Origin of the sequence: Bacillus sp. AFS059628, from assembly GCF_002571225.1 — a bacterium.
Taxonomy (GTDB): Bacteria; Bacillota; Bacilli; order Bacillales; family Bacillaceae_G; genus Bacillus_A.
In genome coordinates this window covers 1-19379 of sequence record NZ_NVEC01000097.1, presented here as the reverse complement: position 1 = coordinate 19379, position 19379 = coordinate 1, and the positions used below count along the sequence as shown (strand labels likewise).

General features: G+C 35.2%; 20 protein-coding genes and 1 pseudogene. 16 read left to right on the top strand and 5 right to left on the bottom strand.

From position 1 onward, the window contains the following. The first annotated feature begins 160 nt into the window (after window positions 1–160). From COL05_RS32040 to COL05_RS27220, 11 genes are all read left to right on the top strand, one after another. Window positions 161–340: a hypothetical protein gene (locus tag COL05_RS32040; RefSeq protein WP_257152604.1), complete on the top strand. Its 180-nt coding sequence runs from the start codon at window positions 161–163 to the stop codon at window positions 338–340. A gap of 313 nt (window positions 341–653) precedes the next feature. After that, entirely contained in the window at window positions 654–2654 is a 2001-nt protein-coding gene (tkt, locus tag COL05_RS27265) for a transketolase (protein ID WP_098670864.1), read from the top strand. A 156-nt stretch (window positions 2655–2810) separates the two neighbouring features. After that, entirely contained in the window at window positions 2811–3251 is a 441-nt protein-coding gene (gene sirA / locus COL05_RS27260) for a sporulation inhibitor of replication protein SirA (protein ID WP_000860645.1), read from the top strand. 78 nt (window positions 3252–3329) lie between these two features. Then, a complete protein-coding gene (locus COL05_RS27255) occupies window positions 3330–3551 on the top strand; it encodes a YneF family protein (RefSeq protein WP_001123317.1) in 222 nt (73 codons plus the stop codon). Between the two features lie 123 nt (window positions 3552–3674). After that, window positions 3675–5426: an ABC transporter ATP-binding protein gene (locus tag COL05_RS27250; RefSeq protein ID WP_098670863.1), complete on the top strand. Its 1752-nt coding sequence runs from the start codon at window positions 3675–3677 to the stop codon at window positions 5424–5426. Further along, on the top strand, window positions 5426–7189 hold the full coding sequence (locus COL05_RS27245; RefSeq protein ID WP_098670862.1) for an ABC transporter ATP-binding protein: 1764 nt from the start codon (window positions 5426–5428) through the stop codon (window positions 7187–7189). Before COL05_RS27250 ends, COL05_RS27245 begins: the two co-directional genes overlap by 1 nt. A 119-nt stretch (window positions 7190–7308) precedes the next feature. Then, complete coding sequence (locus COL05_RS27240; RefSeq protein ID WP_098670861.1) at window positions 7309–8328, top strand: nuclease-related domain-containing protein; 1020 nt, start codon at window positions 7309–7311, stop codon at window positions 8326–8328. Between the two features lie 6 nt (window positions 8329–8334). Next, a complete protein-coding gene (locus tag COL05_RS27235; protein WP_098670860.1) occupies window positions 8335–8901 on the top strand; it encodes a hypothetical protein in 567 nt (188 codons plus the stop codon). A 215-nt stretch (window positions 8902–9116) separates the two neighbouring features. Then, entirely contained in the window at window positions 9117–10844 is a 1728-nt protein-coding gene (locus COL05_RS27230; RefSeq protein WP_098670873.1) for an S-layer homology domain-containing protein, read from the top strand. 222 nt (window positions 10845–11066) lie between these two features. Continuing rightward, window positions 11067–11213, top strand: a complete 147-nt coding sequence (locus COL05_RS27225; RefSeq protein ID WP_000644411.1) for a BC1881 family protein — start codon at window positions 11067–11069, stop codon at window positions 11211–11213. Between the two features lie 98 nt (window positions 11214–11311). Further along, window positions 11312–12067 carry a sulfite exporter TauE/SafE family protein gene (locus COL05_RS27220; protein WP_098670859.1) on the top strand — a complete coding sequence of 252 codons (756 nt, stop codon included), beginning with the start codon at window positions 11312–11314 and terminating at the stop codon, window positions 12065–12067. Between the two features lie 308 nt (window positions 12068–12375). Here the strand turns inward: COL05_RS27220 and COL05_RS27215 are convergent, their stop codons facing one another. Continuing rightward, the gene (locus COL05_RS27215; RefSeq protein WP_000624203.1) at window positions 12376–12582 is read right to left on the bottom strand and encodes a DUF3903 domain-containing protein; all 207 of its coding nucleotides are present in this window, start codon (window positions 12580–12582) and stop codon (window positions 12376–12378) included. A gap of 141 nt (window positions 12583–12723) precedes the next feature. On the opposite strand from COL05_RS27215, the gene COL05_RS27210 reads away from it, so the two are divergent. After that, a complete protein-coding gene (locus COL05_RS27210; protein ID WP_098670858.1) occupies window positions 12724–13137 on the top strand; it encodes an NUDIX hydrolase in 414 nt (137 codons plus the stop codon). Between the two features lie 11 nt (window positions 13138–13148). Here COL05_RS27210 and COL05_RS27205 read toward each other — a convergent pair whose 3' ends face one another. Both COL05_RS27205 and COL05_RS27200 read right to left on the bottom strand, forming a co-directional pair. Further along, window positions 13149–13826: an LrgB family protein gene (locus tag COL05_RS27205; RefSeq protein ID WP_078417389.1), complete on the bottom strand. Its 678-nt coding sequence runs from the start codon at window positions 13824–13826 to the stop codon at window positions 13149–13151. Beyond that, a complete protein-coding gene (locus COL05_RS27200) occupies window positions 13823–14188 on the bottom strand; it encodes a CidA/LrgA family holin-like protein (RefSeq protein WP_000872364.1) in 366 nt (121 codons plus the stop codon). The genes COL05_RS27205 and COL05_RS27200 overlap by 4 nt, the downstream gene beginning before the upstream one ends. Before the next feature lie 152 nt (window positions 14189–14340). Here COL05_RS27200 and alsR point away from each other — a divergent pair, with 152 nt between their 5' ends. Then, a complete protein-coding gene (gene alsR / locus COL05_RS27195) occupies window positions 14341–15246 on the top strand; it encodes an acetoin biosynthesis transcriptional regulator AlsR (protein WP_098670857.1) in 906 nt (301 codons plus the stop codon). On the opposite strand, the pseudogene COL05_RS32390 reads toward alsR, so the two are convergent. Continuing rightward, window positions 15243–15430, bottom strand: a pseudogene (locus COL05_RS32390) (histidine kinase); the annotation flags it as partial. The gene alsR and the pseudogene COL05_RS32390 sit on opposite strands and share 4 nt — an antisense overlap. A 119-nt stretch (window positions 15431–15549) precedes the next feature. On the opposite strand from COL05_RS32390, the gene COL05_RS27185 reads away from it, so the two are divergent. From COL05_RS27185 to COL05_RS27175, 3 genes are all read left to right on the top strand, one after another. Continuing rightward, on the top strand, window positions 15550–16125 hold the full coding sequence (locus tag COL05_RS27185; protein WP_098670856.1) for an FtsX-like permease family protein: 576 nt from the start codon (window positions 15550–15552) through the stop codon (window positions 16123–16125). A 90-nt stretch (window positions 16126–16215) separates the two neighbouring features. Beyond that, entirely contained in the window at window positions 16216–17127 is a 912-nt protein-coding gene (locus COL05_RS27180; RefSeq protein ID WP_142337684.1) for an ABC transporter ATP-binding protein, read from the top strand. Continuing rightward, window positions 17120–18064, top strand: coding sequence for an ABC transporter permease (locus COL05_RS27175; protein WP_098670854.1), 945 nt, complete (start codon window positions 17120–17122; stop codon window positions 18062–18064). Before COL05_RS27180 ends, COL05_RS27175 begins: the two co-directional genes overlap by 8 nt. Window positions 18065–18104: 40 nt before the next feature. On the opposite strand, the gene COL05_RS27170 is transcribed toward COL05_RS27175, so the two are convergent. Continuing rightward, a complete protein-coding gene (locus COL05_RS27170) occupies window positions 18105–19250 on the bottom strand; it encodes a M20 peptidase aminoacylase family protein (RefSeq protein WP_098670853.1) in 1146 nt (381 codons plus the stop codon). Window positions 19251–19379 lie beyond the last annotated feature (129 nt).

The window sequence follows — 19379 nt, the reverse complement described above, 5'->3', positions numbered from 1 at the left end:
ATTTTAAAGATATAGATTGGATTGAACTTTGTTTTTTATATAAAGTGGAGGCAACGAGAGATGAGTATGTTGTATTAAGTAATGAGAGGATCGTATATCTATTAGATTTTATCCATTGGATCTCGACCTATTATCCAGCGAAAAAGCAGAAGGGTTCGGAATGCACTATTATGGTATTACGAAAATAGAACAGCGAGGGGCAGTGGTAGCAGAACAGTTATTTTGTTCGCTAGTTAGTATGTTTTCTTTAACGGCAGAAATAATCGAATTGACAGGAGAGTTTCAATGGGAAAATGATAATAATACGGATGGAGAATATGCAAGATATGTATTTGATTGAAATAAATGATGCCGAGATTTACAGTCGTTTATTCGTTTGCTTCGCAGAGTGAAAAATGGGGAAAGATATATTTGGGGCTATGGAATTTGAAATTAATGAATAAATATACAGATAATTCTCTTTCTTTTTAAAATAAAAATAATGAAAAAGTATGTCATATTGAATACCCATACATTCGCGAAATCATTGATTTTTTTATAAAAAATCAAAAAAACATCAACATATTTGTCGATACATGTTGTATAATCTTGCGTGGGAAGCTATCATATAAATGTATAAAACGTTTACTAATATAAGCGAAGGGAAGAATAGCATGTCACATTCAATCGAACAACTTTCTATCAACACGATTCGCACATTATCCATCGATGCGATTGAAAAAGCAAACTCTGGTCACCCAGGAATGCCAATGGGTGCAGCACCAATGGCTTATACATTATGGACTAAATTTATGAAACACAATCCAAATAACCCAACGTGGTTTAACCGTGATCGTTTCGTATTATCTGCAGGTCATGGTTCAATGTTATTATACAGCCTACTTCACCTATCTGGTTATGATGTAACAATGGATGACTTAAAGAACTTCCGTCAATGGGGAAGCAAAACTCCAGGACATCCTGAGTACGGTCATACACCTGGTGTAGACGCAACTACTGGTCCACTTGGACAAGGTATTTCAACTGCTGTAGGTATGGCAATGGCTGAAAGACATCTAGCTGCTAAATATAACCGTGATGCGTATAATGTAGTAGATCATTATACATACGCTATTTGTGGTGATGGAGATTTAATGGAAGGCGTTTCTGCTGAAGCATCTTCATTAGCTGCTCATTTACAATTAGGTCGTCTTGTTGTGCTTTACGATTCAAACGATATTTCATTAGATGGCGATTTAAATCGTTCATTCTCTGAGAGTGTAGAAGATCGTTACAAAGCATACGGATGGCAAGTAATCCGTGTTGAGGATGGAAACGATATTGAAGCTATCGCGAAAGCAATCGAAGAAGCGAAAGCTGACGAAAAACGCCCAACGCTAATTGAAGTAAGAACGACAATTGGTTTCGGTTCTCCAAACAAATCAGGAAAATCAGCTTCACATGGTTCTCCACTTGGTGTAGAAGAAACAAAGTTAACGAAAGAAGCATACGCTTGGACTGCTGAGCAAGATTTCCATGTAGCAGAAGAAGTATATGACAACTTCCGTAAAACAGTACAAGATGTTGGTGAAACTGCACAAGCAGAGTGGAACACGATGCTAGGTGAATATGCACAAGCATACCCAGAATTAGCAAACGAACTACAAGCTGCAATGAATGGACAACTTCCAGAAGGTTGGGAGAAAAACTTACCAACGTATGAACTAGGATCAAAAGCAGCAACTCGTAATTCTTCAGGTGCTGTAATTAATGCAATTGCAGAGTCTGTACCATCATTCTTTGGTGGATCTGCTGACCTTGCTGGTTCTAACAAAACATACATGAATAACGAAAAAGACTTTACAAGAGATGATTACAGCGGTAAAAACATTTGGTACGGTGTTCGTGAGTTCGCGATGGGTGCAGCAATGAACGGTATTGCACTACATGGTGGTTTAAAAACTTACGGTGGTACGTTCTTCGTATTCTCAGACTACTTACGTCCAGCAATTCGTCTTGCAGCATTAATGCAATTGCCAGTAACGTATGTATTCACACACGACAGTATCGCTGTTGGTGAAGATGGCCCAACACATGAACCAATCGAGCAATTAGCAGCGCTACGTGCAATGCCAAATGTATCTGTTATTCGTCCAGCTGACGGTAACGAATCTGTTGCAGCTTGGAGACTAGCTCTAGAATCTACAAACAAACCAACTGCTTTAGTATTAACTCGTCAAGACCTTCCAACATTAGAAGGTGCAAAAGATGATACGTATGAAAAAGTAGCAAAAGGTGCATATGTAGTTTCTGCAAGCAAGAAGGAAACAGCTGATGTAATCTTACTTGCAACTGGATCTGAAGTAAGTCTAGCTATTGAAGCACAAAAAGCTCTAGCGGTAGACGGCGTTGACGCATCTGTTGTCAGCATGCCATCTATGGATCGCTTTGAAGCTCAAACAGCTGAGTATAAAGAGTCTGTATTACCAAAAGCAGTAACAAAACGTTTCGCAATCGAAATGGGTGCTACATTCGGATGGCACCGTTACGTAGGTCTTGAAGGAGATGTGTTAGGTATCGATACATTCGGTGCTTCTGCTCCTGGTGAGAAGATTATGGAAGAGTATGGATTTACTGTAGAGAACGTTGTTCGTAAAGTAAAAGAAATGCTTTAATGACTTTAGAAAAATCTCTCCGGCATGGAGAGGTTTTTCTATGTAAATGAGTTTTTTCGACAGAAAAAGTTTTTTATCTCTCCGCAGTCAGACAATCATTGCAAATTTTCTTCTATATAATGAAGAGAAAAGGTTGTCCAGATTGGGAGGCGAAAGATGAAAACGTATGAATTGTATTTAATTCAAGAGGATATTGCGAAAGCTTACTTTGGTCGTGAATATTTATTTTTTGATTTATTTGCTCGATTTTCAGAATCTGGGTCCCTTTCGGAGAAAAAAGTGTTATATAAACAAATGATGTATATAACGATGCCATTACAAGTAATGAAAATTCATCATAAATTAGAACAAGCTTTGCGCGTTCTTGGTAAATATGATCGAACACATCATACACATACACTTTATACAGGAGCGGAATATGGCGAAATAATGGTGAAACCACACTATATCCGCATGAATACCTCTGGAAATGTCTCTATGGAAACGACTTTCTTTGAGGTGCTAAGGAAGTGTGAATTAACATTTTTAGCTATGGATTATGAAAATACAAAGTACGGATGGTTGAATCCTCTAAAACAAGTACGAACATATGTGTAAAAAATGTCGAATTGTATCTTGTCTTATTGAAAAGGTTTTAGTACACTGTAAGGTAGACAACATGAAGGAGGAAAATATATGCCAATTTGGTTAGGTATTCTAGTGGGCGTAGTAGCACTAGTAGCAGGCGTGGCGTTAGGATTTTTCATTGCCCGCAAATACATGATGAATTACTTACAAAAAAATCCACCAATTAACGAACAAATGTTAAAAATGATGATGATGCAAATGGGACAAAAACCTTCCCAAAAGAAAATCAATCAAATGATGAGCGCGATGAACAAACAACAAATGAAATAAGCGCTAAAAGACACTCGCTAAGAGTGTCTTTTCTTTTTTTTAGTTATAGAGTTTAAAGCTTTTAAAAATTCTGTATTTTTGATAAACTGAAAACATCGCTCATTTTAAGGAAGGGGGAAAAATATGAAAGTGTTTATGAATTTAGCTTGGTTTTTTAAACAAGAAAAACGAGCGTACATAACCGGAATTATTTTATTATTTGGCGTTGCACTTTTAGAACTTGTCGCACCAAAAGTAATTGGGATTGTTGTAGATGAAATTAATGATGGAACATTAACGACTGATAAGTTACTAAAATGGGTTGTACTCTTAGTAGTCGTAGGTATTACGATGTACATATTACGTTACGTGTGGCGTATTATGATTTTCGGATCTTCATTAAAGTTAGCTCGCCAATTACGTAAGAATTTGTATGAACATTTTACAAAGATGAGTCCATCTTTCTATCAGTCAAATCGCACAGGTGATTTAATGGCACACGCGACCAATGATATTCAAGCAATTCAACAAACTGCTGGAGCGGGTGTTTTAACACTTGTTGATTCATTAGCTGTTGGAGGATGTGTACTCGTAGCGATGGGCTTTACAATTAGTTGGAAGCTAACATTGTTAAGCTTAATTCCTATGCCGATTGTAGCAATTTCAACAAATTATTACGGAACGTTATTGCATAAAAGGTTTCATAAAGCACAGCAATCGTTTTCGGAAATCAATGATAAAGTGCAAGAGAGTATGAGTGGGATGAAGGTAATTCGATCGCTTGGACAAGAGAAAGAAGATTTACAAGCGTTCCGAAAAAAATCAGAAGATGTCGTACATAAAAATATGTTAGTTGCACGTATTGATTCGTTATTTGATCCGACAATCTCTCTTATCGTTGGATTTTCTTTTTTAATTGCAGTGTGTTACGGATCCGTATTAGTTGTGAGAGGTGAATTAACTGTAGGTGACCTTGTTACATTTACAACGTATTTAGGTACACTAGTCTGGCCAATGTTAGCGTTTGGATGGCTGTTTAATATTATGGAGCGTGGACGTGCTTCGTATGACCGTGTAGAGACAATTCTCTCTCAAAAATCAGATGTAGTAAATAGAGAAAATGCTGTGCATACAATAGCGAGTGGTGATGTTTCATTTGCGGTCGAGTCGTTTTCGTATAAGAAAAATGAACTGTTACATTTAACGGATATTCACTTTGATTTGAAGAAAGGGGAAACGTTAGGGATTGTAGGGCGTACAGGTGCAGGGAAAACGACTTTATTAAAATGTTTAATCCGTGAGTATGATCATTTTAATGGTGAATTAAAAGTTGGAGAGCGGGATATTCGCGATGTAACACTTTACGGTGTCCGTTCTGCCATTTCATATGTGCCGCAAGATCATTTTTTATTTTCAGCAAGTATTGGGGAGAATATCGCCTTTGGAAAGGCGGATGCTACATATAATGAAATTACCCGTGCTGCAGAGATTGCTTGTATTCATAATGACATCCTTCAATTTTCAGAAGGATATGAAACAGTAGTAGGAGAAAGAGGCGTTTCGTTATCTGGAGGCCAAAAACAGAGGATTTCTATTGCGCGTGCTTTATTAACGGATGCTGAAATTTTAATTTTGGATGATTGTTTATCAGCAGTAGACGCAAAAACAGAAGAAACGATTTTAAATGCATTAAAGAGGGAAAGAGCAGGGAAAACAACGATTATTACTGCTCATCGCTTAAGTGCAATTCAACATGCCAATCTTATTCTTGTTGTGGATGAGGGCAGAATTGTGCAACGGGGTACACATGAACAACTAATGAAAGAACATGGTTGGTATAAAGAAATGTATGAGAGCCAGCAGTTAGAAGCATTAGTCGAGAAAGGAGGCGTATGATGGCTGAGAAAAAACAGAGCGATTTAAGAAGATTGCTTTCTTATATGAGGCCATATAAAGGACTGTTAGCATTAGCATTTTTATTTCTAGTTGGTGCAACTGTAACGGAAATGATGGGTCCTTTTTTAATTAAACAATTTCTTGATGAACACTTAGTACCAAGTAACTTTGATCAATCAGCACTTGTTACTCTATTTGTAGTGTATATTGTTGCTCACTTATTAAAAGTATTATTTACTTATTTAGACTTATTATATTTTCAAAATATCGCTTTTAAAATTGTTCAAGATATGCGTGTTGAAGTATATGAGCATGTTCAAAAGTTGTCATTAAGTTTCTTTGATCGTACGCCGATTGGTACGCTCGTATCGCGCATAACGAATGATACAGAAGCAATTAAAGATTTTTATGTCAGTGTATTATCAACATTTGTTAAAAATATCGTATTTTTAGTAGGGATTTTAGTAGCGATGTTTTTATTAAATGTGAAATTAGCGCTATTTTCTCTCGTATTAATTCCGATAATGTTTGCGATTATGGTGCTATATCGCCGGAAAAGTGCAGCTTTTTATTTAGAAGTCCGTAATCAATTAAGTGTGTTAAATGCAAAGTTAAACGAGTCCATTCAAGGGATGAATATTGTTCAAGTGTTCAGACAAGAAAAGCGTATGAGAAAAGAGTTTGAAGAAGTGAATACTAAACATTATAGTGCAGGGCGACGTACATTAAAGTTAGATGCATTGCTTTTACGTCCAGCAACTGATTTAGTTCATATTGTAGCTATTGCGTTAGTACTTGGTTTATTTGGAATGGATGCTTTGAAGAGTCCTGTTGAAGTAGGCGTTTTATATGCATTTGTTAACTATATACATCGTTTTTTCCAGCCTGTAAATGAGATGATGATGAAATTATCATTTTTCCAACAGGCACTTGTTTCATCATCACGTGTATTTCACTTAATGGATGAGAAAGATTTAGCGCCAGTTCAAAAAGGGGATGGAAATCCTCAAGTTATTAATGGAGATATTGAATTTAAAAATGTTACTTTTTCGTATGATGGAAAACGTGATGTTTTAAAAAATGTATCATTTCACGTGAAACAAGGGCAAACGGTTGCTTTCGTTGGACACACTGGTAGTGGAAAAAGTACCATTATGAATTTGTTAATGCGATTTTACAATATTAAGTCCGGAAATATTGTAATAGATGGTGTAGAGTTAGAGAAATTTGAAGAACAAGAAATTAGAAAGAAAATAGGACTTGTATTGCAAGATGCATTTTTATTTGCGGGAAATGTAAAACAAAATATTCGTATGTATAATGAAGAAATTACGGATGAAGAAGTAAAAGAAGCGGCACAATTTGTGCAAGCGAATACGTTTATTGAAAGATTACCAGAGCAGTATGAAACGGAAGTAGTAGAAAGAGGAGCTGCATTTTCTAGTGGTCAACGACAATTAATTGCTTTTGCTAGAACGATAGCAACGAATCCGAAAGTATTAGTATTAGATGAAGCAACAGCAAATATTGATACAGAAACTGAAGATGCGATCCAAACAGCGTTACAGAAAATGCGAAAAGGACGGACGACGATAGCAATTGCACACAGATTATCTACTATACAAGATGCAGATCAAATCTTTGTTATGCATGATGGAGAGATAGTAGAAAGAGGGACACATCAAGAATTACTGAGTGAACAAGGGTTGTATTATAATATGTATTTACTACAAAATAAAGGAAGTTTACAAAAGGCCTTGTAAAATTACAAGGTCTTTTGAATGCGTGTGAAATTTTTACAAAAAATATAGGAATAACATAGTATAATGTAGTAGAAATGTGAATGAAAAATAGTAAGGAATGAAATAAAGGAGAAAAATATATGGATTATGTGCTAATAGGTGTAATTTTATTATTATTAGCTGCGGTATTCGTGCTGTTTTATAAAAATAAACAGCTAGAATCAGAGAGTCAGCAAGCGGAATTTGAAAAGAAACAAGCAATTGAAACGTACGAAAATGAAATTGCAGCTACGGTTACAGAACATAAAGAACAACAAAATACATTGAAAAGTATGGAACAGAAGAAATACAATGATTTACAAATAAGTGCAGCTAGAGAACTTGAAAATATGCGTATGATGAAAAATCAATTAGCTGTGCAACATAGTAAAGAACGCAGTGAAATGCAAGAAAAACATAGTAATGAAATACATATGTTTCAAAAGTTAATTGCAGATTTACGAGAGTATACGAAAAGTGGAGCTGAAGTGAGTACACACGAAACATTACAATATATGAAGCGTGGTTTCGTAGAGCAAGGCATAATACAAGATCATGAATTTCATATTATGCCGAATGTTTTTATTAGAAATCAGCAAGGTGGAAATGATTTTCGAATTCATCATCTTGTTTTAAGTAAAACGGGTATGTATGTACTTGAGACGAAAGAATGGACAGGGAAATTAATTCATGGTTTAACGAAAGAAAATGCTAGTATATATTCATTTATGATTGATGAAATTGGCAAGTATCAACAAGAAGTAGAGAAAGAAGAGACGTTTGAATATATTACAGGTGAAGATTCATTAACGATACAAGTGAAAAATGAAGGGAACCCAGTATATAGAGCGAAGAAACTATCTCATATTCTATACAATTGTTTGAAAGAAATGCAAGTTGATATTGTAAAGGAAAACGTAAAACCGATTGTATATTTTTATAATGAAAGTGGGAAAGAAGTGCTAGATCTTTCTGAAGAAAAAACGCCGAGATTAAGAGATAGAGAGCAAATTGTAACATTCTTCAGAAATGAAATCTTAACAGGGAAAGTAATATATACAGAGCAAGAGTTAGAAAAACTCCGAGAAATCATTAGCCGGATGAATTATATAATGAATTAAAAAGAGGTGGAATTTCTGAGTGCTATATTAAGGGGTATTTTGTATGTTTATATTTGTTTGTATATACTCATGTATCTTGCTTTTATGTTTATTATTGGTATGGCTCATACGTCATTAAGTGTAATGAGCGTTTTTATAATAGTCATGCCATTTGTTTTATTAGTTATGATTCAAAAGTCGATCTTATATGTTGCTAAAAATCGTAATGAAGAAAAGAAGCAAATATCGGGAGTGTTAATAGTAGCACTTGTTCCGTTAGTAGTATGTACTGCACAATTAAGTATGAATACATACACTTCAATATTTAACCAAGATCGATGGTTACATGCTGAAGATAAGCGGGTACATATGGTAGATGATCTAATACAAAAATATAAATTAACAGGAAAATCAAATGAAGAAATTACACAATTATTAGGAACGCCTACTGAAACGAGAAATGGAGACAACGGGGTTATCACTTCGTACTATCTGGGAACTGAACGTGGCTTTATTCCTATAGATAGTGAACATCTTGTTTTACAATTTGATAGAGATGGTAAAGTTGTGGAGTATAAGGTGCATAGCGATTAAAGAAATGTAGAAAGAAGTTAAATATTATAGCTTCTTTTTCATATTCCAATATAGTAAATGTAGGCAAATAGTAGTCATTCCTATCTATACGAATTGGGATGAGTCTGTTATAGTGTAAATGGTTATGTTGCTTAATAGTTTAGTAGATAACCTATATTTTGGTTGAGGAGGGGAAGTTTAACACGAATTTAATGATATGCGTGTTAAGTAGTATGATGAAAAAAGGATTTTATAATGTTTTAGCTGCATCAATTGTATTTAGTATGGTAGCGATTCCGAATTATTCCTACGCTAGCGAGTTGGAAAAAACTGTTGTAGTTTCACCTGAAGAACAAGCTTTAAAAAGTATTGAAAACCATATGAAAGAGGAAGATGGTCGAGGAGAAGATAAAGGAGTAAAAAATGAAGTGCAAGGTGAGTTTCTTGTACATATAGTGAAAGAAGTACCTTTATATGATTCTAGTAATTTTCAAAAAGAGACAGGGGTTCGTATTTCGAATCAAGTCGTAAAAGCTGAGAAGAGAAAAGGAAACGCTTACTATGTTCAAACTTCATCGGGAACGGGATGGATACAAAATAGTGAGGGAAATGTAGAGGTTAAAGAAATTCACCCGTTATTAAGTGAAAAGTTAGTTATTAATGAAGTAACTTCTACTTACTCTGAACCATTTACTTCATATAAAGAAGAAAATGTACTAGAGCCAAAAACTATTCAAGCAATTGGACAGGCTGGAGAATGGTTCCAAGTTAAAATAAATAATGAGATAAAATGGATTCATTCACCTTCAGCAAAATTTGAAGGAACAAAAGCTTCGCTTATTCAGGATACAACGCCAACACGTACAAAACGTGCAGCAGCTATGTATGCCGCGCCAATAGAAGAGAAGACAACGGATATTTATGGTGTACCTTTAAAAGAAATGATTGTACCGAAAGGAAATGAAAATATTCGTCCAGGTTATGCGATGAAGCCGAAGTATATTACGATTCATGAGACCGATAATTATAGTGTTGGGGCAAATGCTAGAAACCATGCAATATATTTATATAACCAAGCAACAGGAACGGAAGATCGTTCAGCGTCGTGGCATTTTACGGTAGATGATAAAGAGATTTATCAACATCTTCCATTAAACGAAAATGCTTGGCATGCTGGAGATGGAGCAGAAGGAACTGGAAATCGAGAATCCATTGCGATTGAAATTGCTGTAAACGAAGATGGTGATTATAATAAAGCTGTTGAAAATGCTCGTAAACTAGCAGCTTATTTAATGGGGGAATTAAATATTCCTTTAGAAAATGTGAAAAAACATCAATTTTGGAGTGGGAAGATTTGTCCAGCCATTATGATTAAAAATAATGGCTGGGAACCATTCTTACAAGGAACAAAAGCTTATTATGATGCGAACCATAAGGATGATATAACAGGTGGTTGGTACGAAGCAGATATTCGTGAATTAGATAAACGAGGTATTATGGTTGGAGATGGAAAAGGTTCTTATTGGCCAGAGCGTCTCGTAACACGTGGTGAATTTGCAAATTTAATATCAAGATCATTGGAGTTACCTGAGGGCTCATCGGATTTTAATGACTTAAATACAGCACACCCTTCGTTAATTGATGGTATTAATCGAGCAGCAAGTGCCGGAATAATAAGTGGTAGGGGAAATGGTATATTTGCCCCAAATGATACGATTAAACGAGATGAAGCTGTTATCATGATTGACCGTGCATTGCAATATAAAAAAATTAAAGGTAACTTAGTTCCACTGCCGTTCTCGGATCAAGATTTAGCATATGATAAACAAGCTGTACAACGTGTTTATGGATTAGGTATTGTAAAAGGAAATGAAAATAATGAATTTATGCCGAAAGGTTCAGCGACGCGTGGGGAATCGGCAGCATTTATTAATAGAATGTTAAAAGTAATAGAAAGTAAATAATGAAAATGCATTCGCTTTTGCGAGTGCTTTTTTATTTTTCAATATGTTATGGAAGGGAGCGGAGGTTTTTGAGTGGAATAAGGAATGAAAGCGGAGGTGATGCATATATATAGATGCGTTGGATTGTTTTTAACGAGCTATTTGCGAGCAGCCTGATTGAAAAACCCATACTGGTTAAAGTTTCACTTTATCATATTGTATAAATGAAAAGGAGGTAAGACGGTGAAAGCTATACCGACTGATGTCCTGAGTAAAGAATTGATGGAAAGAGAAGGCGTTATATCTATTACAGTAAAGGAATTTGAAAAGATAGAAGTAGCTGGAGTAGTAGTTGCTGGCCCCGCGGTTATTTTAATTAATCAAGATTAAGTACATAGTATTGAAATAAAAAGTATCCTAGACGGATGCTTTTTATTTGTGTAGAAGAAAGAATATGGTGGATAATTGCTTTACTGGAGGGAGAGTATGTGGCAATTATTATAACGATGTTAGTAATGGGGATTTTATTAGGGTTTGTTGGAGCTGGGGGAGCTGGGTTTATTATCGCGATACTCACTTTAGTATTCCATATTCCTATTCACGTTGCGCTTGCAACGTCTTTAACTGCTATGGCATTTACGACATTATCTGGGGTTATAAGTCATTATCGTGAAGGAAATGTAGTACTTACTATAGGCGGGATTGTTGGGGGATGTGGAGCGCTTGGTTCTTATATCGGTTCAAAAATTGGTTCACTTATACCAGGACATCTTCTTCATTGGTTTACAGCTGGGATGTTATTTTTATCTGCAATTTTTATGTTTATTAAATTAATTAAGTTTCAAAATAGGGAAGAGTTACTTTTAGCAGAGATTAAAGATTTTTCGAAAGAGCACATAATGAAATGTATATGTCTTGGATTAGTCACTGGAATGATGGCTGGTTCATTCGGGATTGGTTCTGCACCATTTATTCAACTTGGATTAATGGTTCTATTAGGATTAACGATTCAGCAATCTGTAGGAACAACAATGCTTGTTATATTGCCGTTTGCGATTGGAGGGGGGATAGGATATAGTTCAGAAGGTTACCTAGATCATATATTATTATTGCAAGTATTAATTGGGACGATGTTAGGAGCGTATATTGGGGCAAAGTTTACAAATTATGCACCACGTATGCTTTTGAAGTTTTCAATGATTATGACACCAGTTCTAGCTGGATGTATGTTATTGATGGAATAAAATAATATAGCAAACTAATATGTTTTACGAATGAATTATGTAAGTAATTCATATTTCCCATATAAAAGGATTTGCTTTAATATAATGAGTGTAAAGTTCGAGTATTCGAAGTACTACTTGAATTATATCCCTATCCCTTTTCTAAAAATGCGAACAAGTTTTGCCCTATTCTATTCAATAATTAATTGCATAGAAATATATTGTTCGATGACCATTATGGAACGTACATAATGGAAAAATCCCGATCCTTAAAGAGGATGCCCCTAATCTTCATGTGAAAATATGATCGGAGAAGAAAGCTGACCAATTCATGGTCGGCTTTCTTTTTGTTCAAAAGTTATTTCTTCTTTAATTTCTGTTTGCAATAATAAAGCTTTTCCAAAACGACGTTTACATTCCGCACGCACTTTTTCAATGGCTAGTAGCTGAGTAGTGGCAGGAACTGTTACGATAGCTTGGCGAGGTTTTCGATTTTCTTCACAAAAGACACATTCCACAACATATTTAGAAATCATATTTTCATCCTTCCATTTTTAATTTCTAAGAAGGGATTGTCTATGAAGTTGATGTAATCTTTCGTCAATGTTTTACTATTTTCCTCTTTTTTCAAGGAGAAAATAAAAAAGGAAACGAATAGTAATAGGGGAGGGATGTATATGGAAAGATGGATAGGTTGTGCAGCGGTATGTGTAAACGAAAAAAATGAAATTCTAATGGTGTTACAAGGACCAAAGGGGGAAGAAAAAAGGTGGTCTGTTCCAAGCGGCGGGCTTGAAAATGGAGAAACACTAGAAGAATGTTGTATTCGAGAAGTTTGGGAAGAAACAGGTTACAATGTGGAAGTTGTAAGTAAAATATACGAAAAAGAAGGTATTACATACGGGGTTCCTGTATACGTTCATTATTATGTCGTTAAAAAAATAGGCGGTAGTATGAAAATCCAAGATCCAGATGAGTTAATACATGAAATTGCTTGGAAGAGGATAGATGAAATGAAGAAATTAACGCTATCTTTCCCTGAGGATTATGAGATTTTAAATAAATATATAAATAAAAAAGCGAGTGTTTAAACACTTGCTTTTTAATGTATCCACGATAAAAAAAGCGGAACGATAACTAAACTAGCTCCTGCTGTTAAAAGCATAGATAAACTTGCAATCGTTCCTTCTACAGGGCCGATTTCGAATGCTTTTGATGTGCCAGTTCCATTCGCGCTTGTGCCTAACATAATACCTTTAGCAATTGCTGTTTTAATACGGCATATACGTATGAGAGAAGGTCCGAGTAACGCTCCTGTCAACGCGGTTAAAACAACGAATACAGCTGTTAATTGTGACATACCACCAATCATTTCTGAAATAGCCATTGCGATTGGTGTCGTTACAATATGAGGCGCTAAACTATGTTCTAACGATGAATCAATTTGAAAATAATTCGCTAGTAGTGCGGAAGTAATAACTGATAAAAAAGAACCGACAATGACATTAAGTAAAATAGCCATTCCGTGTTTCTTGAGTAAATCAAAGTATTTATAGATTGGCCATGCAAAAGCAACTGTTGCAGGTTTTAATAATTCTGTTAACCATTGACCACCTGTTTCGTATGTTTCATAAGGTGTGTCTAGTCCGAGTAATAAAGCAATTAAAATAATAGGACAGACGAGAAGAGGAGAAAGTAAGCTCCAATTCCAGCGTTTATACATTTTCTTCGATATCCAATATGTGAATAGTGTTAATAATAAACAAAGAAAGCCAATCATTGCACGGATCCTTTCCGCTTTAGTAGCAATTCTGTTAAAAGTCCTGTAACGAGAGTGACACAAAGTGTACTAATCATAATAATTAAAATGAGATCGATTCCATATTGTGATAGTGTATCTTTGTAGCGTATAACAGCGACCGCAGAAGGAATGAAGAATAAAATAAGTTCTTTTAATAAAAAGTCTGCTCCGTCCTGTATCCACTCTTTTTTCACCAGGTTAAATTTTAATGAAATTAATAATAAAAAAATACCGATTATACTTCCTGGAACTGGGAGGTGTGCCTGTTTTGCAATCCATTCACCTGTCCAAGCGAAACAAAATAATAATAAGATTTGTCCGCTTAATTTCCACCATTTCATACAGTAATCACCTCTTTCTTTTTTTACATAAAAATTGTAAAAAAGAATTAACAATTTCTACTATACGTTCATTCAAAAAGTTTGTCTAATATATAAATTATATGTTATTAATATATTAGATATATTAATCGAAAGTGAAAAGGGTGTCCAAAATGGAATTACGGCATTTGCAATATTTTGTTGTAGTGGCAGAGGAGTTACACTTTGGACGAGCAGCTGCTCGTTTGCAAATGACACAACCGCCGCTTAGTCAACAAATTCAGCAATTAGAAAAAGAAATGGGAGTTCTGTTATTTTCAAGAACGAAGAGAAAGGTTGAATTAACAGAAGCAGGAGAAATGTTTTTAACAGAAGTAAAAAAAGCGTTTGAACAAATTGAAAAAGCAGTAGAGATTGCACAAAGTGCTCAAAGGGGGGAAGTGGGCTCGCTTTCAATTGGTTTTGTAGGTGCGGCGATATATGATATTTTACCATCTATCGTAAGGGAGTATAGAAAGAAATTTCCGAGAGTGTCTGTTGCACTACATGAACTGTCGACACCAGATCAAGTGCATGCGCTTCACGATAATCGTATTGATATTGGCTTTTTACGTCCACCAATTCCAACACAATTACTAGAATTAGAACCAATTCAAAAGCTTTCTTGTACGTTATGTTTACCGAAGGCACATCCACTTGCGGAAAAGGAAGAAATACATATTGAAGATTTAAGAGATGAACCGTTTGTATTTATTACGAGACCGGTATGGCCAGCATTGTATGATACAATTTTATCACTTTGCCGTGAAGTTGGGTTTAGTCCACGTATCGTACAAGAAGCAACAGAATATCAAACAGTTATGGGGCTTGTGGCGGCAGGAATCGGAATTACGGTAATACCTGTATCAGCAAATAAATTGTATAAAACAGAAGTCGTATATAAAGAATTATGTGATTCTAATTTTGTTGCAGAAATGTCAGTAGCTTACAAGAAAATGAATACTAACCCAGAGCTTTTAGAGTTTTTGAAAATTGCAAGAGAGAAGAAAAGAATTGAAGTAGAGGATGAGATTAATTAAGTTATTAAAAAGTACACCTCATTAAACACTAAAGCAGAAATGCAATAGTATTGCATTTCCGCTTTAGTGTTCTTTTTTAGTTCTATGCTAAAGAGGTAAACATGTGCGTTTTCTTGTAATAGTCGGTCAATAGAGTTTTTTCCTCAAGCATTAGCACTCTTATGGTTTCATTATTCGTTTTTATTTTCTAGGACTAAAGACTTAGAATGAATTCAGGTTGTGGTGCGATGTTTAAAATGTCATATTTTTATACACTAGTAGTATAGAATGAGTTTGTTATGAAGTAAGGTAGGGGAAGAACATATGTCTTTATGTCAGTTAGTGAGAAAAAATATAAGAACATTTGCTGCCAAAAGGATGAAGCAATTTATGTGGATTGCTATGAGTACTATGGTTTTGTTTTTTATGATATCGCTCCAGTTAAATAAAGGAGCTATTGGGGAATTAGGGACTACACTTTTATTTCAAATTTGCTTTTACACGCTGTTTATTGTATTCATTTTTCTATGTATTTTTACTACATATAAAATAACGCTCTCTCTTCTGCACGTGAGGAAAGAGGAAATTAAATCTTATGTAGCAGAGAATAGGAAGAGAAATGACGTACTATGTGTATTATGTCAGGAGCAATTATTTATTTATGGAGCAGCGTTTGTTTTTGGGTTAGTTAATGGGATGTTATTTTTGAAATTATTTACGATTATCTTTATGAAAATAGCGGGAATACAAGGGATAAATGGTGCACCGATTACAATATATGCAATAGTAGTTGTTAGTATCATTATGATCGTTATTCTCTTATTATCGATGGTGCAATGTTTTCGATTTGTTCAAAGTTTACAAGATAAAAATTCATTTCATTTCAAGGAAAAGGCATGAGGAATCATGCCTTTTTCTATTTTACACATAAAAATAATCATGTTACAGTGTAAAGACCTGACAAAGAATGGGAAGGAAAGGTTGTATAGAATGACAAACGAACAATCAATTGTAAAGGTCGAGCGGTTAACGAAGCGCATCGGTTCAAAGACACTTGTAGAAAATATTAGTTTTGAAGTTAAAAAGGGTGAAGTAGTTGGTTTGCTCGGACCAAATGGCGCTGGAAAAACGACTTTAATGAGAATGATGGTCGGCATGATTCGTATGACAGAGGGCGAAGTTTGGATTGATGGTCAATCTGTAAAACAGCAATTTGAAAGTACTGCTTCGAAAATTGGAGCAGTAATTGAGACACCGGAATTTTATCCTTTCTTGAGTGGCTATGAAAATTTAACATATTTCGGACGAATGAATGGGAACGTGACAGAAGAACGTATCGATGAAGTAGTGAAATTGTTAGGAATGGGACAAGTAATTGACCGCAAAGTAAAAGCATATTCACTCGGCATGAGACAACGTTTAGGAATTGCTCAAGCGCTTATTCACAATCCAGATGTATTAATATTAGATGAACCAACAAATGGATTAGACCCTAGTGGAATACATGAAATGAGAATGTACATAAAGAAAATTGCACATGAACAAGGAAAAGCGGTACTTGTATCTAGTCACTTGCTTTCAGAAGTTGAATTAATGTGTGATAGAGTTATCATTATTCAGCACGGAGAATATGTCGCGACGCAAAATATTCAGCATAATCAAAGTGAAGAGATGGAGACAATCCGTATACGTGTAGATGATGCGAATAAAGCAGCAGAAATGTTAGAACGAGATGTTTTAATAAAAGGTAATGATCTACTTATTCATGTAAAAGATGAAGAAATCCCAAATGTTATTCGTACATTGCTTGAGAAAAACATTCAAGTGTATCGTGTATATGAAGAAAGAAAAACGTTAGAAGAGCAATTTTTAGAATTAACAGGGGGAAAAGATATTGTTTAATTTAGTGTATAACGAATTGTATAAAATATTTAAGCGGAAGCGAACGATTATTCCATTTGCGGTTATTGCAGTATTAATAATCGGATTAGGATGGGTTACGGTAAAGTATTTGGAACCGGAAACAAAAGGATGGAAAGTGGATTATACAGAACGAACTGTAGAAATTGAGAAAAAGCTAGGCATGAAAAAAGAAGCTATTTTAGCAGAACGATCTGGGGATGAGCTTGTAAAGGAATATCAGCTCAAGATGAAGCATTTAGATACAGGTACAGCACCGGCAAGTAGTTCTCCACTTTCTTTCATGAGAGATACAGGTTTTATCGTATTTCCAATATTACTCCCGTTTATCCTCGTGTATGCAAGTACAATTTTTGCGAATGAATATAGCTGGGGAACATATAAATTTTTAACGATACGACCAGCGAGTCGCTTTAAAATTTTGACAGCTAAATTTTTAGCAATTGTGATATTTGCAGCGTTATTGTTTATATTTAATATGATTTTTTCCATTTTATGTGGGCTTGTTATTTATAAATTCCAGCAGCCTGCATGGAGCGAGTTTATATTCCAAGGTGGAAATATTATAAAACAAAATATTTTTGTAGAAGCTAGTAAGTATTATATTTTATCGTGGTTGCCGACGATTGTGTACGCAGCATTTGCATTTATGATTTCTGTGCTAACAAGATCTAGCGGAGGTGCGATTGGTATCTCACTATTTCTCGCTTTATCAGGAAACATCGCATTACTAGCAGCAACTAGATATGATTGGGCGAAATATTTATTGCCAGCAAACACAGATTTATACAGTATTGCAAAGAATGGCAGTTTTATTGATGGAGTAACGTTCCCGTTTGCTTCATGTATGTTATTACTATACTTATTTGTATTTTTAAGTATCTCCTATACCATATTTTTAAAACGCGATTTAACTTAATCAAAGAGAGCCGTTAAGTATTTCTTAACGGCTCTCTTTTTTATGAAAATTGTTTAAGGGCTTTTTCAGCTAGCAAAGCGAAGTATTCTGCGCTTATAGGTAACGCTCGCTCGTCTACTGTAAAAGCAGGATGATGCCATTCATGTGTACCACTCGTTCCCATAAAGACGAATGAACCAGGTATTTCTTGTTGATAAAAAGAAAAATCTTCTCCGGCCATTGACGGGGTAGGAGAGATGATATTTAAATTCATATTTTCGGCAACTTGGGTTGATAAATTTATTAGAGATGCATCGTTATGAACAGCAGGAGGACCTGCAAAAAAACGAAATTCTGTTTTTACACCTAATGCATCAGAAATCCCTTGGATAATACGTTTCATTAGTGCTGGAATCTTTTCGCGTGTTTCATTTTGGAATGTACGTACAGTTCCTTCCAGCGTAGCTTTTTCAGGAATAACGTTCCACGTATTTCCTGAATGGATGTTTGTGACACTGACGACGGCATTATGTGAAGAACTTATATTTCGGCTTACAATTGTTTGGAGTGCCATCACAATTTGAGAAGATGCGACAATAGGGTCTACCCCAGCATCTGGTACAGCTGCATGTGTACCAACTCCGTGAATTTCAATTTCAAATCGATCAACCCCGGCCATGAGTGGACCATCTTTAATCCCGATTGTACCGACTGGTAAATCAGGTTTGTTATGCATACCGAAAATAGCTTGTACGCCATGTAAATGCCCAGCTTCAATGACTTTGCAAGCACCGTCGCTACTTTCTTCAGCTGGCTGGAATATAAAGCGTACCGTTCCACTAAGAGAAGTTTCTTTTTCCTTTAATAAATAAGCGGCACCAATAATAGCAGCTGTATGAAAATCATGCCCACAAGCATGCATTTTACCGTGAATTTTTGAAGCGTACGGTAAATGTGTTTCTTCTTGAATAGGGAGGGCATCAATATCAGCACGAATTGCTATAATTGGCCCGCTATGATTCCCAGAAATTTCAGCAATAACACCTGTTTCTAAACTTGAATTTATAATCGTAATGTTTTTCTCTTCTAACCAATTCTTTATAGCTTTCGTCGTTTTAAACTCTTCGTATGATAATTCTGGATGCTCATGTAAATTCCGACGAATAGAAATTAGCGTCTCAGTTAATTTTTCTAGATTTGCTGCCACTTATAATGCCCTCTTTCTTAAATAAAGTATTTACATTAAGTATACAATAAGAAAAGAGAGGATTCTCAAATGAAAATCCTCTCCCGTTTTATCCCGCTTTAATGGGCAGTAAGACCCCCACCTCAAAAT

Bases quoted from the DNA above. Each gene is read 5' to 3' on its own strand.
- COL05_RS32040 (WP_257152604.1), top strand. From the start codon at position 161: ATGCACTATTATGGTATTACGAAAATAGAACAGCGAGGGGCAGTGGTA.
- tkt (WP_098670864.1), top strand. From the start codon at position 654: ATGTCACATTCAATCGAACAACTTTCTATCAACACGATTCGCACATTA.
- sirA (WP_000860645.1), top strand. From the start codon at position 2,811: ATGAAAACGTATGAATTGTATTTAATTCAAGAGGATATTGCGAAAGCT.
- COL05_RS27255 (WP_001123317.1), top strand. From the start codon at position 3,330: ATGCCAATTTGGTTAGGTATTCTAGTGGGCGTAGTAGCACTAGTAGCA.
- COL05_RS27250 (WP_098670863.1), top strand. From the start codon at position 3,675: ATGAAAGTGTTTATGAATTTAGCTTGGTTTTTTAAACAAGAAAAACGA.
- COL05_RS27245 (WP_098670862.1), top strand. From the start codon at position 5,426: ATGGCTGAGAAAAAACAGAGCGATTTAAGAAGATTGCTTTCTTATATG.
- COL05_RS27240 (WP_098670861.1), top strand. From the start codon at position 7,309: ATGGATTATGTGCTAATAGGTGTAATTTTATTATTATTAGCTGCGGTA.
- COL05_RS27230 (WP_098670873.1), top strand. From the start codon at position 9,117: ATGAAAAAAGGATTTTATAATGTTTTAGCTGCATCAATTGTATTTAGT.
- COL05_RS27215 (WP_000624203.1), bottom strand. From the start codon at position 12,582: ATGATTTCTAAATATGTTGTGGAATGTGTCTTTTGTGAAGAAAATCGA.
- COL05_RS27210 (WP_098670858.1), top strand. From the start codon at position 12,724: ATGGAAAGATGGATAGGTTGTGCAGCGGTATGTGTAAACGAAAAAAAT.
- COL05_RS27205 (WP_078417389.1), bottom strand. From the start codon at position 13,826: ATGATTGGCTTTCTTTGTTTATTATTAACACTATTCACATATTGGATA.
- COL05_RS27200 (WP_000872364.1), bottom strand. From the start codon at position 14,188: ATGAAATGGTGGAAATTAAGCGGACAAATCTTATTATTATTTTGTTTC.
- alsR (WP_098670857.1), top strand. From the start codon at position 14,341: ATGGAATTACGGCATTTGCAATATTTTGTTGTAGTGGCAGAGGAGTTA.
- COL05_RS27185 (WP_098670856.1), top strand. From the start codon at position 15,550: ATGTCTTTATGTCAGTTAGTGAGAAAAAATATAAGAACATTTGCTGCC.
- COL05_RS27180 (WP_142337684.1), top strand. From the start codon at position 16,216: ATGACAAACGAACAATCAATTGTAAAGGTCGAGCGGTTAACGAAGCGC.